Annotated in this window: 19 protein-coding genes and 1 pseudogene; 9 read left to right on the forward strand and 11 right to left on the reverse strand. The window is 62.5% G+C overall.

Going from position 1 to position 13,980, the window contains the following annotated elements:
• The first annotated feature begins 182 nt into the window (after positions 1-182).
• The 5 genes from ASF21_RS16895 to ASF21_RS10995 all read left to right on the forward strand — a co-directional run bounded on the left by ASF21_RS16895 (position 183) and on the right by ASF21_RS10995 (position 2,584).
• Complete coding sequence (locus ASF21_RS16895) at positions 183-335, forward strand: hypothetical protein (protein WP_157365874.1); 153 nt, start codon at positions 183-185, stop codon at positions 333-335.
• A 176-nt stretch (positions 336-511) separates the two neighbouring features.
• Positions 512-1,096 (forward strand): recombinase family protein, encoded by a 585-nt coding sequence (locus tag ASF21_RS10985; RefSeq protein ID WP_055770928.1) that lies wholly within the window; start codon positions 512-514, stop codon positions 1,094-1,096.
• Positions 1,093-1,776, forward strand: a complete 684-nt coding sequence (locus ASF21_RS17565; protein WP_082471485.1) for a M48 family metalloprotease — start codon at positions 1,093-1,095, stop codon at positions 1,774-1,776. Before ASF21_RS10985 ends, ASF21_RS17565 begins: the two co-directional genes overlap by 4 nt.
• Positions 1,773-2,075, forward strand: coding sequence for a hypothetical protein (locus ASF21_RS10990; protein WP_055770932.1), 303 nt, complete (start codon positions 1,773-1,775; stop codon positions 2,073-2,075). Before ASF21_RS17565 ends, ASF21_RS10990 begins: the two co-directional genes overlap by 4 nt.
• A 23-nt stretch (positions 2,076-2,098) precedes the next feature.
• Complete coding sequence (locus ASF21_RS10995; RefSeq protein WP_055770935.1) at positions 2,099-2,584, forward strand: hypothetical protein; 486 nt, start codon at positions 2,099-2,101, stop codon at positions 2,582-2,584.
• A 95-nt stretch (positions 2,585-2,679) separates the two neighbouring features.
• Here the strand turns inward: ASF21_RS10995 and ASF21_RS11000 are convergent, their stop codons facing one another.
• The 3 genes from ASF21_RS11000 to ASF21_RS11010 are packed head-to-tail and all read right to left on the reverse strand — an operon-like array spanning position 2,680 to position 3,877.
• Positions 2,680-2,997: a DMT family transporter gene (locus ASF21_RS11000; RefSeq protein WP_055770937.1), complete on the reverse strand. Its 318-nt coding sequence runs from the start codon at positions 2,995-2,997 to the stop codon at positions 2,680-2,682.
• Positions 2,997-3,353 carry a DMT family transporter gene (locus ASF21_RS11005; protein ID WP_055770939.1) on the reverse strand — a complete coding sequence of 119 codons (357 nt, stop codon included), beginning with the start codon at positions 3,351-3,353 and terminating at the stop codon, positions 2,997-2,999. Before ASF21_RS11005 ends, ASF21_RS11000 begins: the two co-directional genes overlap by 1 nt.
• Positions 3,350-3,877: a TetR/AcrR family transcriptional regulator gene (locus ASF21_RS11010; protein ID WP_055770941.1), complete on the reverse strand. Its 528-nt coding sequence runs from the start codon at positions 3,875-3,877 to the stop codon at positions 3,350-3,352. The genes ASF21_RS11005 and ASF21_RS11010 overlap by 4 nt, the downstream gene beginning before the upstream one ends.
• 195 nt (positions 3,878-4,072) lie before the next feature.
• Here ASF21_RS11010 and ASF21_RS16530 point away from each other — a divergent pair.
• Positions 4,073-4,216 (forward strand): annotated as a pseudogene (locus tag ASF21_RS16530) (ATP-binding protein); the annotation flags it as partial.
• Positions 4,217-4,437: 221 nt separating this feature from the next.
• Here ASF21_RS16530 and ASF21_RS16900 read toward each other — a convergent pair.
• From ASF21_RS16900 to ASF21_RS11030, 5 genes are all read right to left on the reverse strand, one after another.
• Positions 4,438-4,578 carry a hypothetical protein gene (locus tag ASF21_RS16900; protein ID WP_157365875.1) on the reverse strand — a complete coding sequence of 47 codons (141 nt, stop codon included), beginning with the start codon at positions 4,576-4,578 and terminating at the stop codon, positions 4,438-4,440.
• A 745-nt stretch (positions 4,579-5,323) separates the two neighbouring features.
• On the reverse strand, positions 5,324-5,662 hold the full coding sequence (locus ASF21_RS17570) for a LamG-like jellyroll fold domain-containing protein (RefSeq protein ID WP_162237541.1): 339 nt from the start codon (positions 5,660-5,662) through the stop codon (positions 5,324-5,326).
• Between the two features lie 589 nt (positions 5,663-6,251).
• The gene (locus ASF21_RS11015; protein ID WP_055770943.1) at positions 6,252-6,830 is read right to left on the reverse strand and encodes a hypothetical protein; all 579 of its coding nucleotides are present in this window, start codon (positions 6,828-6,830) and stop codon (positions 6,252-6,254) included.
• A gap of 574 nt (positions 6,831-7,404) precedes the next feature.
• A complete protein-coding gene (locus ASF21_RS11025; protein ID WP_055770951.1) occupies positions 7,405-7,656 on the reverse strand; it encodes a hypothetical protein in 252 nt (83 codons plus the stop codon).
• A complete protein-coding gene (locus ASF21_RS11030) occupies positions 7,656-8,417 on the reverse strand; it encodes a GAF domain-containing protein (RefSeq protein ID WP_082471488.1) in 762 nt (253 codons plus the stop codon). Before ASF21_RS11030 ends, ASF21_RS11025 begins: the two co-directional genes overlap by 1 nt.
• 589 nt (positions 8,418-9,006) lie before the next feature.
• Here ASF21_RS11030 and ASF21_RS11035 point away from each other — a divergent pair.
• On the forward strand, positions 9,007-9,585 hold the full coding sequence (locus tag ASF21_RS11035) for a TetR/AcrR family transcriptional regulator (RefSeq protein ID WP_055770956.1): 579 nt from the start codon (positions 9,007-9,009) through the stop codon (positions 9,583-9,585).
• 490 nt (positions 9,586-10,075) lie between these two features.
• Here the strand turns inward: ASF21_RS11035 and ASF21_RS11040 are convergent, their stop codons facing one another.
• The 3 genes from ASF21_RS11040 to ASF21_RS11050 form a co-directional block, all read right to left on the reverse strand.
• On the reverse strand, positions 10,076-10,546 hold the full coding sequence (locus tag ASF21_RS11040) for an Hsp20/alpha crystallin family protein (protein WP_055771547.1): 471 nt from the start codon (positions 10,544-10,546) through the stop codon (positions 10,076-10,078).
• A 264-nt stretch (positions 10,547-10,810) separates the two neighbouring features.
• Positions 10,811-11,596, reverse strand: coding sequence for a GAF and ANTAR domain-containing protein (locus ASF21_RS11045; RefSeq protein WP_055770959.1), 786 nt, complete (start codon positions 11,594-11,596; stop codon positions 10,811-10,813).
• A gap of 562 nt (positions 11,597-12,158) precedes the next feature.
• Positions 12,159-12,650, reverse strand: a complete 492-nt coding sequence (locus tag ASF21_RS11050; RefSeq protein WP_082471490.1) for a MarR family winged helix-turn-helix transcriptional regulator — start codon at positions 12,648-12,650, stop codon at positions 12,159-12,161.
• A 300-nt stretch (positions 12,651-12,950) separates the two neighbouring features.
• Here ASF21_RS11050 and ASF21_RS11055 point away from each other — a divergent pair, with 300 nt between their 5' ends.
• Both ASF21_RS11055 and ASF21_RS11060 read left to right on the forward strand, forming a co-directional pair.
• Positions 12,951-13,475 (forward strand): Asp23/Gls24 family envelope stress response protein, encoded by a 525-nt coding sequence (locus ASF21_RS11055; RefSeq protein WP_055770965.1) that lies wholly within the window; start codon positions 12,951-12,953, stop codon positions 13,473-13,475.
• 188 nt (positions 13,476-13,663) lie between these two features.
• The gene (locus tag ASF21_RS11060) at positions 13,664-13,846 is read left to right on the forward strand and encodes a DUF2273 domain-containing protein (RefSeq protein ID WP_055770968.1); all 183 of its coding nucleotides are present in this window, start codon (positions 13,664-13,666) and stop codon (positions 13,844-13,846) included.
• Positions 13,847-13,980: the final 134 nt, after the last annotated feature.

Below are 13,980 nucleotides of genomic sequence, written 5' to 3' on the forward strand. Positions count from 1 at the left end.
CGGGCCGGCAGGTCACCGTCCTGCACGCAGCACGGAACCCTGGACTCTTCGCCCTCCGAGGGCAAATCAAGGCCGACCTCGACCGGCTCCCGAATGCCACCCTGACCACCTGGTACACCCAGGCCGACCCTGAGCACCTCGAGACAATCACCGAGCGGACCGGGCCCACGGATGTCACGGGCATGGACTTGCCAGCTGGAGCGCAGTACTACCTCTGCGGGCCGCTGCCCTTCATGCAGAACACCCGCTCCGACCTCATCGCTGCCGGCGTCCCCTCACGGAACATCCAGTACGAAGTCTTCGGACCCGATCTTTGGCTTGCTGCTCCGGTGTGATCGTGACTAGCCAAGACCGCCGTCCCAAACCCCTTGAAGAATGTTGTGCGCGGGAGCAGCTACCGGCCCCGCCAAGCTTTCCAAAAAGCCCGCCATCTTGACGGAAACTCACAGTATTAGTGTTGCTTTAGGGTCGTTTTCTGGTTTTCGCCACACTTCTGTGCGAAGGTCTAGACATGACGCAACACATCGGACAGCGAATCGGATATGCCCGTGTGTCGAGCGTTGACCAGAATCTCGCCCGTCAGCTGACCAGCCTTGGCAGCGTCGATCGGCTGTTCGAGGAGAAGCAATCTGATGCGCAACGATCCGGCCGGGCCGCCCTCGCAGAGATGATCGGGTATGCCCGCCACGGTGACACCGTCGTTGTGTCGTCCATGGACATGCTGGCTCGATCGGTCATCGATCTCAATCAGATAGTGGGGGAGCTGACCGCCAAAGGTGTGACCGTGGAGTTCATCGCCGAACGGGTGACGTTCACCCCTGGCAGCGCGGATCCGTTCGCTGAGTTCCAGCTGAACATCATGGCGTCCTTCGCGCAGCTTGAGCGTGCGATCACCCGGGAGCGGCAAGCCGACGGCATCAGGGCAGCTAAGGAGCGCGGCGCCTACCAGGGCCGGTCCCGCAAGCTCACTGATGACCAACTGCTCGAGGCCCGGAACCTGATCGAGGCGCGCGTCCCGAAGGCCGAAGTCGCCCGGCGTCTGAACATCGACCGCACCACTCTGTACCGGGCGCTGGATCGGATGGCTCCCGCATGACGACTCCACGCAACCGGCCAGCCAGTAATGACCTTCTAGGGGAGGCTCGCGTCATCGTCGAGCGAGTCGCGGCACAAGCAGGTCTTCCATCACCGGCAGTTGAGCTTGCCCCAACGGTAGATAGGCCGGGCGCACCTAAGGCGAACGCCCACTATCAGGTGATCCGTGGAGTGCCAACGATCAAGATCACCGAGGCCGCTCTGCGCGAACTGCCTTCCGACGTCCTCGAGTCTCTAGTGACACACGAGTTGGGCCACCTTGCCGACGAGACGTGGTGGAAGCAGAAACGTCGGCAGTACCTCGCCGGGCTGAGCTTCGCAGCACTCCTGCTATTCGCTGGACTCATTGCGGCCGCCACCGCGGACACCTCTGACGCTGATATGACTCCTGGAGGGGTAACGATGGGGTGTGGTGCGATCGTCGCCTCGGCCGCGTACCTCATCTTTCGAGCGAACAGCCGCACAAGCGAGTTACGGGCGGATCGTTTCGCTGCACGCCAGCACGGCAACGTGTCGAGTGCTCAAGCCCTTTTCGCAGTATGGGACCGGGAGGCACCAGAACCGACACAGCACCGACGCCTACGGCTCCTCTTCCGAAGCCACCCATACCAGGCCACCAGGCTCACAGCCATCGAAGCTGAAATCACCCGGCAAGACCCGCCGGCGACCAGGAGAACATGATGATCAGAATCATCCGATGGTTGCTCACCTCGAGCATCCGGTACAGCTACCGGTTCGTCCGCGCCATCCTCCGGCTGCCGCTACTGCTGCTGCCCATCCCGCCGCAGGTCCGCAACCAGGTCGCCGGTGCCCTGGCGATCGCACTCTGGTTCTTCCTGCTCCTCGTCCCGGTCGCCGTCTCCGACAGCCCATGGTGGGCCGAGTGGCTAGTCATCAGTGCAGCTGCACTGGTGATTGTCGGCGTGGTGCGGATGGAGGGTCGCCGGCCAATCGTCCGTCGACCGGCACGCGTCCGATGACGTCCTGGCCGAGGTAGCTAGGGATGAGAACGCGCAGGGGAGAGGCTGACCGGTTCTGGGAGAAAGTCGTCAAGGGCCCGCGGCCGCATGACTGTTGGATCTGGACCGGTGCCGTGGCCGACGACGGCTACGGGCGGTTCTGGGTTACCAGGGACGGCGAGCAACGCGCCCTGCGGCCGCAACGCTACGCCTACGAACACCTCACCGGGGAGGCCCTGCACTCAGGTATCGCGCTCATGCACGTCTGCGACGTGCCGCTCTACGTCCATGCCAGCATCGGGGCGGACACGCATCTGCTGCCCGGTACTCAGGCGTTGAACATGCTTGACCGGTCCCAGAAGGGCCGGCACGCCAACGCCTCGACCTTCCGGTGGCGCGGTGTCGGCCGCGCCCAGTTCCGCGCCCAGTCAGTCGAGCTGCGTACAGTCCTCCTCGAGCACGGATGGAACGAGCCGATCATCCGGCCCCTGCTCACCGGTATCGACCCCAACGCCCCAACCCTCTTCTGATTCGGTCGGCGCTTCTCGGGGCGGCAGTCTCCTCCAAGCTGGGTGGCCCCAGCTGACGGGCCTGTGCTCACAGCATAGGCCGCTCGACGGCCTGTTTAGTGTGCTGCGCCTAGTTCGATGAGTAGGACGCCGCCGATGACGAGGACGATCCCGAGGCTCATCAGCCAGGTGAGGGGTTCCTTGAACAGGAGTTTGGAGATGATGGCGGTGAGGGCGACGCCGGCTGCTGCCCAGATGCCGTAGGCGATTCCCAGGGGAAGCCCGTTGGCGAGGGTGAGGGTGAGCATCACGAAAGCCACGAGGTAGCCGACGGCGACGGCTCCGTACCAGCGTTTGTTGTCGACGGCGAGGCGAAGGCTGACGGTGCCGGCGACTTCGAAGAGTATCGCGCCGATGAGGAAGAGGTAGGCCATCAGAGAGTCTCGGCTTTCTTGTGTGCGGCTTGGGCTCCGAGTTCGATGCAGAGGACCCCGGCGATGATGACGATGATGCCGACGCCCATGAGGAAGGTGATCGGCTCTCCGAAGATGACCAGCGATCCGATCGCTGTCAGCGCGACGCCGCTCGCCCCCCAGATGCCGTAGGCGACTCCGAGCGCCATGCCGGTGCGGAGTACGACGGCGAGCAGCGCGAACGCGCCGAGGTAGCCGACGGCTACGACGGCGTACAGGGCAGGGTGCTCGAGCGCACCCTTCAGAGACAGTGAGCCGGTCACCTCACTGAGGATGGCGGCGATCAGGAGCAGCCAGCCCTTGCTGGTTTTGTTCATGAGGTGGTTCCTTCGGTGATGAGTCGCTGGGCGATCTGTCGAACGAGGGTGTTCTCGTCCTCGCGCACGGCAGTGATGTTCAGCGCGGTGTTCAGCCAGGCACCATCAGCCAGCAGTCGGGCTGCACGAAGGGATGCGCGCTGCCCGGCAGTGCCCTCGAGGGTGTCCCCGAACCAGGGATTCAGGCGTGTGACCCAGCGTTCAGCGAGCTGGTCCCGTATGCGCGGGTCGACCATGAAGGTGAGATCGCTGTGGTCGAAGTCGCCGGTCAGTGCGTACTCGACATAGGAGCGCAGCTTCTCCACAGGTGTAGTAGCTTCCGGTGCCTGCGCGATGAGGTCGGCTTCCCACCGATCCGTGATGTGGTCCATCACCGCAACAACAAGCTTCTCCTTTGTCGGGAAGTGATGCACCACCCCGGGTTTGGTGAGGCCAGCTTCGCGGGCGACGGCGTCGAGGGTCAGCGATTCCCCTCTGCGAAGGACCGCGACGGCATGATCGAGGATTTCAGGCTTAGAGGACATCGGTACAGAGTACCTACCATACGTAAGGTAGGTCAATGTTGTTGGACGCAGATTCGGATTTGTGGTCTTGTCCGGCTTCCTGCGCAACTCCTGGTGTGCCGCAGTATGAGCTGTGGATAGGACAAGCGGCGTAGTCGTCGTGGTTGCGGAGACGTCGACGAGGACGGATCCAGCCAGCATCAACGCGTTCTCACGGTCGAACGCATCACCCGAGGAAACTTCCGACTACTCGAGCGACTCTTCCCCCAAGTGACCCGCGTCCTCAAAATCAACCAACTCGAAACCATCACCGACGACGTCATCGAAGCAGCCGCCAGCATCCTCGTCATCGGAAACTAGCGACACCGAACGATCACAAAACACCGCCAAGAAGAGCCAAGATCCACAGGCTTAGATCGTGTTGTTTTGGGGTCCTTTTGAGGCTTCCGCAACAGAAGTGTTCGAGGGTCTAGACGTCATGCAACGCCTGCGGACGGGTATGGGGTGCCAATCTCTACTACTTGTCGTTCTCTAGTTTTGGTTGGTCTCGGTGGAGGCCGTCGCGTTCGGGATTGTCCGCGTCAGGACGCGAAGTCGAAAGAGTTGACGATCGCGTCAGCGCCTGTTTCGTGGAGGTAGTTGGTGAGGCTGTGTTGTCCGAGGAGGGCGGTCACCTCGATCGCGACGTTGCCGTCCTTCCAGTTAAGGAGGATGAGGCGCATTTCCAGGGGGGGGCCGATGACGTGGTGGAAATCAGAGACTCCACCGCCGATGAGGATAGGAATAGCATTCAGTGCTCCGGGTGGGCAGGAGGTCGTCCAACCACGATCGACGGTCAGGTCAAGAGCTGTACCGGTCAGGCCACCTACAGTTACTGGAACATCGCGCACGATCTGAAGGCCCGGTCTCGTCCGGTACCAAGCTGCGAGGTCCGTGGCGCTCGTACCAACCCCGGCTTGGGGTTTCTCGCCACAGGGGGCCGGCGCGCGGACGTTCTGGTAGATGCCGATGTAGCTCCCGCCCCAAGTGTCCACATCGGTATCGCCGGTCCGGCTTAGCAGCACCTGACCTGGCAGATCCTCACCATTGGTCCACCCCTCGGGCACTGTGTACGAGAGTGTGGGTTCGAAGGACGTCGTTGTGTAGGTGCCCGCTGCGAGGGTGCCCAGGCAGATGCCGCCACCGGGTTCAGGGCAGGTGAAAGCGGCGGATTTCTCCGGTTCATACAGGGACGCGCCCTCGGGAATCTTGGCCTGCGCGGCAGCAGCGACCTCGTCTTCGCTCAGGGCCCATGTCCAGGTCCGCGTGTCGGTGATGGTCCCGTCGAAGAATCCGGCGGGTTGACGGCGTGCCTGTGCGGCCGAACAGGAGTGGACCTTCCGCTGCGTATAAGCGGTCCGTGGCGATTTCCTGGTCGCTCACCGGGTAACCGTTGAGAAAGAGTTTGGCTCGCCCGTCGTCGGCGTCTTATACCCCTGTGAGGTGAACCCATGTTGCCGGTTCTACACGCACCTGCGTCGCGCGGTCCCTGTTGGTTACGAAATCGCCACCGTTTCCGTCCTCGGGCTTGACCGAAAACGACCAGAATCCTTCGGCCACTCCTAAGAAGAACGCTCCGGCGATATCTCCTGCCTGGCTCAGGACGTCGGCATACTCCCCTGGTTGTTTCGTTGGACGGACCCAAGCGCTGACGGTGAAGCTCGAATCTGTCGCGATGGGACCAGATGTGGAGGTGGTGGCATAACCGGTGCCATCGACATGTAGACCCTCGTCCGTCCACTGGGCCCCGTCTTCGGCAGTGAGCACGACATCACCGACCGATGGATTCGAGCCTGTTAGAGACCAGACATTCTCGGCACCCAGATCCCCGGCGGGGGTGCAAGCGCTAAGCGTTGCTATCAGGATGCCAGTGAGGATTACTGCGACGGTTCGCGCGACGACGACCAGACGATCGCAAGGCTGGTCTCATCGCCGGTCGGTCGGTGAAATTCTTGCTGCCCATCATGGTCTCTTGTCATCGCGAAGATCGGGATCCGGGAAAGTTCCCGAGGATGCACCGACGGATCGGTGACGTCTGGGAGACCACGACCAGTGCCATCGTGAAGAGATGAACGCTGGTTCTAAGAATACGCCCGAGGCACGGCGTTCGTCCTTGCCGTTACGGCTTCAGCACTAGGTGTCCTGGTACCGACTGAAGCCAAGATCTTTGCTGGAATTCCTATCGCCCTGCTCGTTGGCTTCCTAGCTCAGCAAGGACTTCATCACTTCAACACCACTACGAAGTTCCAACCGAATGGCTTCGGCGGCAACGAGCCCGATACGCACTTCGACTCATAGCGTCAACAGCGTGGATTCGTTCCACGCGGCCTGCGGTGTCTCACTGAGATGGTGTGAATCAGCCTGTCAGGACATCGCAGAGCGCTTCTTGGGCTTCGGCCGAATCGAAAATGCTCAGGATGAGAACGCCGTGGTACTCCTCGTTGGGGTAGAAGATCCCTGATATGTTGGCGTACCGCGACAGGCCGTGGCTGATCTTGAGCTGATTCCCGTGGGTTGTGATCATCGCGGTGGACTCGTCACCGGGCACAGCGAGTTCAGTCCGCCAGTTCCAGCCTCCGATGATGCGGACGGTGGGATCGCTGCCTGTGGGCGACAAGGACCAAGTTCCGCTCACGCGAGATGTGACATGCCTGCCAACCAGCAGACCGTCGACGTACTCGGTGTAGATGTCCCGAGGCATCACGGAGTTTTCGTAGATCCATCCGCACGGCGTCTCGAAGGCAGGCGTGGCGTCCTCGATGAAGGAGAAGCGGGTGCGGCACAGGACTGACGTCCCGTGTTCACGGCACTCCGCTCCTTGAGGGGGCTCTGGGGTGAACCCTGATGAGTCGACAACCGGGCCGGCGACCGCGGCGGTTGCGGGGATAGCGAGCGTTCCACACATGCTCAGAAGAGCGATGATGCCCCACTGCATCAGGCCTCGTCGTTTTCGCTGAGGCTGAGGCTGAGGCTGAGGCTGGACCAAGCGGAAACCAGCAAACATGTCGTCCTCCAAGGTCCGAGGTGCCTGGGAACACCGATGGTCCTCTTGCTCACAGGCATTTACAAGGAAACGTCTTGGAAGACACCAGTTCTACGGGCGTGCGACAACCTTCTCAAGCTGGAAAACCCTCAGCAGACATGAGCCCCAGCGGTACGTGGTGCAGTTCTCATAGCGCTTGTGGGTAGTTTGCCTGATGTCCGCTCTGTGGGCACATCCCCGGTCAGGAGGGCCGGCCAGGGCGAGGGCGCCGGTGTACAGGACGACGTCGGCGGGGAAGTAGCGGGTGTAGTACACCCGCAGGGGTTCGCCCATGCCGTTGTCCGCGGAACCTCAGAGCCTCACCGCAACCCAGACCACCATCACCCGCACCACGTCAAGGACCGGGTCCTTCACGCTAAACCTCACCGCCCGCGTCGGCACCTGGACGGGCGACACACCCCTGACCCACACCATCACCTGCTGACACCTGCGTTCAGGAGGTTCGCTGCGCGGAGCAGCGTGGCTGCTATGTGTCGCTGTAGGGCGCGGTCGGTGGGGGTGGTGTTTCTTTGATGAGTTCGCTGACTGCGTGTGCGACGAGGTCCCGGTCCAGTGTTGTGAGGGTTTTCAGGCCGTGGAGGTAGGCATCGACGTCGAATTCGTCGGCGACGCCTCCGATGGAAAAGTAGCGAATCCAGACCTGGTGCACACCAAGATCGAGCTGTTCCACGGCGTGCAGGGTGTGGAGGCGCTGCTCTTCGGGCGTGTACTTGCGCACTATGCCTCACTGGTAGCGCCGATACCGTCCTGACGCTCGCTGATCATGGTGGCCATCGCCCCAATGGTGGTGTTCGCGTCCGTGGCGAGTTCGATGAGGTAGCTCATGGCTGTTGGTCGGTCCAGGTCGAAGCGTTCCATGAGGACGCCGCGGGCGACGCCGATGGTGTCGCGTTCGGCGAGGGATGTTTTGACGTCATTGCTGATGCGTTGTGGTGTGTCGGTGGCCTGGATGTGCCCGATGAGCGCGGCCGCGGACTTGGCGAGGTTGACCAGCAGTTTCTCGTCCCCGTTGGTGAAGGCGTCGGTGGTGGTGGAGTATACCTTCATCGCTCCCAGGCCGGTGGACTTGCTGAGCAGCGGCACGCTGAGACAGGAGCGGATGCCGAGTTCGGTCACCGCGGTCGTCCGTTTCTGGAAGCGGTCATCGGTGTGTGTGTCGGTGATGTTGACGGGGTGTCCGGTGGACCATGCGCTGATGCAGGGACCCTGGTTGAAGGTGTATTGGAGGTCATCGGCTTCGAGCACGCGCGGGTCGGTCGCGCCGACGCTGACGCGGGCTCCGTTCTGGTCGATGATGCTCACGCCGGCGCCGGTCGCGGGCCCGATGATGTCTCTGGCAACCTCGGCCAGGCTTTCAACGGCCTCGTGCACGGTCTGTTCGGTCAGGAGGTAGCCGTTGGTGCGCCCGAAGATCGTCATGAGTTCCGAAGCGGGCAGTGATGAGCTACTCGGGTCGGGGGAGGGGAGCGGCGGATTCATGGTCAGCCTTCACCTGTCAGAAGAGAAGGGATACCCCTTCGGTGGTAGCAGGCCGCTTGCTCAACCCCGATCCGATCCGGCTCGGACAGTGTCGCAAACAGGATCTACTGGGCATCGTACGTGCCTGTCAGTGACAGCGGCAGTCACCTCCGCACCTTGCGGAGCATCCAACCGACGCCGACATGTCTCCTTCGGGGACCCGACAGAAGATCCTTGGACTGTCCTGCCGGCCAGGGGTCGGTGCAGTGCCGAGTCAAGGCTTGGTGGGCGCGGCCGGCATCGACGGCGGCGTTGGTGACTATCGATGTGATGCGGATGGTTTGAGGTGGGCGCCCTGTGGAGCCTGCGGCTGCCCCTATTGCGGTGGATGCGTTTATGCTGATGGGGCGGGGGAGGACGGCGCCGGTGAGGGCTTGGCCGGCTGCGCTGGCGACCCCGCTCTTTTGATCTGAAAGAATCTTTTCTCACTCGGCAACCTGCGTCTCGGGCTCCCGGGGTGGACTCATCAGCGCCTACCAGACAGACTGGTCTACCCGCTTCGGCGGATTACGCGGATTACTCAGTATGCGGAAAGAGGAGGCGTCGAGATATGTCTGTACAAGCTCCGGGTTCAAGCGTGCGGCAACGAATCCTTGACACGTCATACAACCTGTTTGTCGACCGGGGTGTCCGTCAAGTTGGGATCAACGAGATCATCAGGACTGCCGGGGTGGCGAAAGCCTCTTTCTACGACCACTTCCCGTCGAAAGACGATCTGATTCTGGCGTTCCTGGAACAACGCAAGGATCTCTTCACGATCGGGTACCTGGCTGCTGAAGCGCAGGAGCGAGCCGACACCCCGGAGGGCCGGCTGTTGGCCATTTTCGACATCTTCGATGAATGGTTCCGCGCGCGGGACTTCAGGGGGTGTCCCTACATTCGCGCCCTGTTGGAGGCCGGCCCGGATGACCCTGTTGGTCGCGCCAGCGCAGGATATCTGCGCGAGATCCGCGACGAGGCCGAGCAGTCGGCTGTCGACATGGGGCTTGTTGATCCTCGGGAGTTCGCCGAGAGCTGGATGATCCTCCTGCAGGGCACCATCGTTGCCGCCCTGGGCACCGGCTACTCGTCCCCTGGCCGGGTGAAGAGCCTTGGCACGATGCTCATCTCGAGCCACCGAAACACCTGAACCACGACTCTGACCAGAGAGTCCATTGCCCGTTCGTATTCGCCGCGCCTAGGTGCGACTGCTGAATTGCCGACGACCACGGTCAAATGGGACCTGTCAGGTGAGGGTTCTCCGCAGGTTTGTGGCTTGGGTGCTTATTGGTATCCGTCCGGTAGGAGGCGGGTCCCGGAGGGGGCACGCCGCCGAGCACAGCACCGGGCTCGCGGGCCTGCTCGCCCTGGATGTAGTTGTCGACGAACGTGACGAGGCGCGGTTTGAAAATCGTCGGGGCCGCGATACCGCGGATCGACGAAAACTGAGAAGAGTAGCCCTTACCCGTACTCCGCACCCGTACACCGCGGGGTGCCCCGGCTGGTTCGTCCCCTTGTAGGCACTATTGGCGATCAGTTCTGGTCGGCCTACCCGCGGCAGCTCGACTTCGCCGCCTTCCGCTCCATCGCCGACGAGGTCGGCGCTCTCCTCTGGACCGACAGGGGAAGGGACGGGGGCGCTACGCCTCGACCGCTCCTTGGCGTTCGGTATCGGACGCGGAAGATTCGACTGCTGCTGATTCGACCGGCGCGGAGGATTCGCCGCTGACGATCTCGATCTTGCGGGGCTTGGCGCGTTCGACGACCGGAATCATCACGTTCAGGACGCCATTGTCGTACCGGGCGGAAATGCCCTCGGTGTCGATGCCCTGACCGAGGTTCAGCTGGCGCAGGAACGAGCCGCCCTCACGCTCCCGGGTCAGCCACTTCACGCCCTCGGCCCCGCGCAGGGTGCGCTCGGCGCGGATGGTCAGGAGCTGGCCATCGACGTCGATGTCGACCGAGCCGGGATCAACTCCTGGTAGGTCCGCGGAGAGGATGTAGTGGTCCTTCTCCCGGTACAGGTCCATCGGCATCAGGCGCAGTCCGGGTCGGTTCTCCAGCAGGGCGCCGGCTACGCGGTCCAGCTCGCGGAACGGATCAAATTTCATGGCCACTGAAATCAACTCCTTCGCAATGCCACCGACAGGTGGTTGGTTCTCCAAGGTTGAGCATCCTTCGCTCAACTACGAAAAATGTTAGCACTCGGGCAGGTAGAGTGCCAGAAATTTTCGACACGACCTGGCGGTACTGTTCCGACGTTCGAGCGTCTCCCTACCCTGCTGTGCAAGAGCCCGGAACCATGTCAGTGAGTAGCAGGGGCCCAGTTCAATGTCCGGTCAGGGCCTGGCCGGCGTGGACGGCGGCGTTGATGACTACGATGGCGTTGACCGGTTGCCTGTTACGGAGGTGATCAGGGTGTCGGCGAGGGCCCAGATTTTGATGTTCCGGGTGCTGGCAGCCTGGCTGAGGATGGCGAAGGCTTCTTCCTGGGAGCAGGTGTTCTGCGCCATGATGATCCCGACTGCGGTGTTGATGGTGGCGCGGTTCTTCATCGCCGCGCGTAGATCCTCGCCGGCGTCGACGAGGCCGGTCATGCGGATGGCGATTTCCAGGGTTGCCGAGACCTGGTTGGCGAACCGGTGCGCGATGTGCCGGGCGTTGTCGTTGAAGGCATGGTCGGTGTCGGAGTAGAGGTTCAGGGCACTGTAGGTCTCGCCGGGAAGGATGATCGGTACCGCGAGGACCGTGTGGACGCCGTGGTCTTCCATCGCCTGCCGGTAGGGCGAACTATCGGCGAGTGATGTGACCTGGGGGATGTAGATTTCGCGTTCCTCGCGGGCGGCGGTGAGGCAGGGGCCGTCGTCGTACCTGTACTGGACCTCGTCCATCCGGCGGGCTTGTTCGCTGCTGCTGGCAACGGTGGCGGCCTTTTTCGAACGGAGCACCGTCACGCCGCAGAACACAGTGCGGCCGGGCGCACGCAGGACGTCGACCGCCAAACTCGTCACATGGTCCAGGTACCCGATGAGGTCGCCGCTGTCCACGACGGCCTGGAAGAGTTCGTCTCCGATCTGGGCCTGATCGGAACCAGGAACCGTGCCGGGAGGCCGGGCGCTACCGGAGGTTGGGCGGGTGTCGTCGGTGGAAGGAGTGTTCATGGGTGTCCCCTGACAGGTCTGGGGCTCCGCCGAACAATGCGGGCTTCAGCTGCTGCAGGCACCATCAAGAAGAACAAAAGAGGCCGCCCAGTTCCGGACGGCACCCCTTCAGTTTAGGCGCGTGCCGCAATTAGTGCTGGTTTCTTTTCCCCAAGTCCAAGGGTGGACAGGGCCGAACTACCGGGTGTGGGGGTGACGTTGCACATGCCCGAGTACATCGACGAGGACTCGGGCCGGGCCGACCGTCCTTGGTATCCGCGGGACGCGCTCGTGCGAGGACCACTGACCGAAGCTGCGTTACCGGACCCGTGTGGCGAGTGATGTGTGGCTGGTGGCGGGTTGTTAGTCGTGGGCCGTGGTGGTGAGGATGATGTCCGCGATGATGTAACCCATTCAACGGACTTGCCTCGAGCTAGCTGCTTAACCCGGACCTCAGAAGAGGACAGTAACGAAGCCCTCTGACACTATTCTCCGTCACCACCCAACCGATCAGATGCCTGCCATGGCCCTTCCTGTCCGGGGCGGAGCGTGGCGGTCGGCGCCTCGGGGGAGGGTCGTTGGTCTAGGTGAGTCGTCGTCGGATGTCGTTGAGGACGGAAGCGAAGTAGTTCTCGATGATCATGACGTCTGCGCACTGGAGGTTTGTTGCTATGTCGAGGAAACTCGCTCGCAGCAGCGCTGCCGGGTTCTGTTCGCTCCACTCCCGCATGGAGGACGCCGGTTCGAGCAGTACGGCCCTGCGATCGGTGCTACTTGGGCGCCGGGTCACGTAGCCGTCGGCTTCCAGGCGATCGAGCACGGCGGTCGTTGTCGCGGAGGATAGCCCGAGGTGAGTGGCGATGTCTTTCGGACTGACCGCCTTGCCGTCGTTCCACTCCTGGGACAGGTAACCCAGTGTCGCCATGTCCTTGTCATTGAGATTCCGCGCATCGCGCTGGTCGCGGTACGCCTTGTTGGTGAGCTGACGCATCTCTCGGAGGTTGGACACCATGCCATCTACGTGACGCAGTTGCTCCTTCGACGGCGTGCTGCCCTGCTTCTTGGGGTTGTCCATCGTGCTGACCTGCCTGCCATCAATGCATAGGAGGCCCAGAGATTGCGCCCCCGCATCATCCCTCCACCGTGCCAGATTCAGCAATCTGTGTCACAAATTTGATAGCTAGATTACCTAGTTTGTTTGATTTTGACCTCTGGGGTAGCGTTCAGAGCAAGTCATCAACGGTTATGCGGGGGCGCGTACCGAAGAAGCAGCACGTGTTCCCCCGCACCGTCAGCCTCTTCTTCTGTGTGCCCGATCACCGGGTGACCTATCCCCATAGGGAGCGCAATGCGCTCGAACAGAAGGAGCATGTCGATGACTGAGAATCCCACCCACCCCGTTTCCAACGGCCAGGGATCCCGAGCAGAAGCTCCAACGCCGGCGGGCGCCGAGAAGACCGGGGCTCATTCCTCGGGCCTTCACACCGCGCAGGGCAACACTTCCATCGCTGACACGGTCGTGCAGAAGATCGCCGGTGTTGCGGCCCGCGAGGTTCCTGGCGTTCACGCCATGGGTAACGCCGCCCGTCGCGCCTTCGATCAGATCACTGAGCGTATCCCCGGTTCGCAGACCAACGCCTCCGGAGGCGTGAGTGTCGAAAAGGGCGAGAAGCAGACCGCCATCGACGTCACCATCGTGGTCGAGTACGGGGCATCGATCGTCGAGGTCAGCAAGACCATCCGCGAAAACATCATCAGCTCCGTCGAACGCGCCACGGGCCTGGAGGTCATCGAGGTCAACGTCACCGTCACCGTCACCGACGTTCATCTTCCGAGCGACGACGACAACGAGGATCCCGACGGCGCGAAGACCTCCTCGACGGGCAAGGAACTCCAGTAGCCGGCCCTGCCCTCCGGCTTGCCTTCCTGATTGCTTGGTCCACCACCGGGCGTTCAGTACGGACGTGCGGTCATCGGGCCGGTGCCCTGAAAACTTCTGCACCTGTCCGGTGACCGCTGGTCATCTTCCTGCTTCTCCCGCACACTCCCCATCCACGTTGCACCCTCTTCCCCGTTAGGACAACGCCCGTGTCACGCAGCACTATCGGACTCTTCGTAGGTCTCCTCCTTGGCTTCGTCGCCGTTTTCGGGGGCTTCCTGGAGTTCCTCGCCGTCATCATCTTCGCCGCCGTCGGCCTGCTCATCGGCCGGTTCCTGGACGGCGATCTTGATCTCAGCCAGCTCACCGGTTCCCGCACGAAGAGGAACTGATCCATGGATCCCACAACCAGGGCCAGGGAAGCGAGGCCGCGCCGGGCAGCGCAACAGCCAGCAAGGGCCGGGACGGTGACGGACCGGGAGCCCCGACAGGATGCGTCAGCCTCGCAAGCCCACGCGGCCCGATC

The sequence above is a fragment of the Arthrobacter sp. Leaf234 genome (assembly GCF_001422665.1).
Lineage (GTDB): Bacteria > Actinomycetota > Actinomycetes > Actinomycetales > Micrococcaceae > Arthrobacter_D.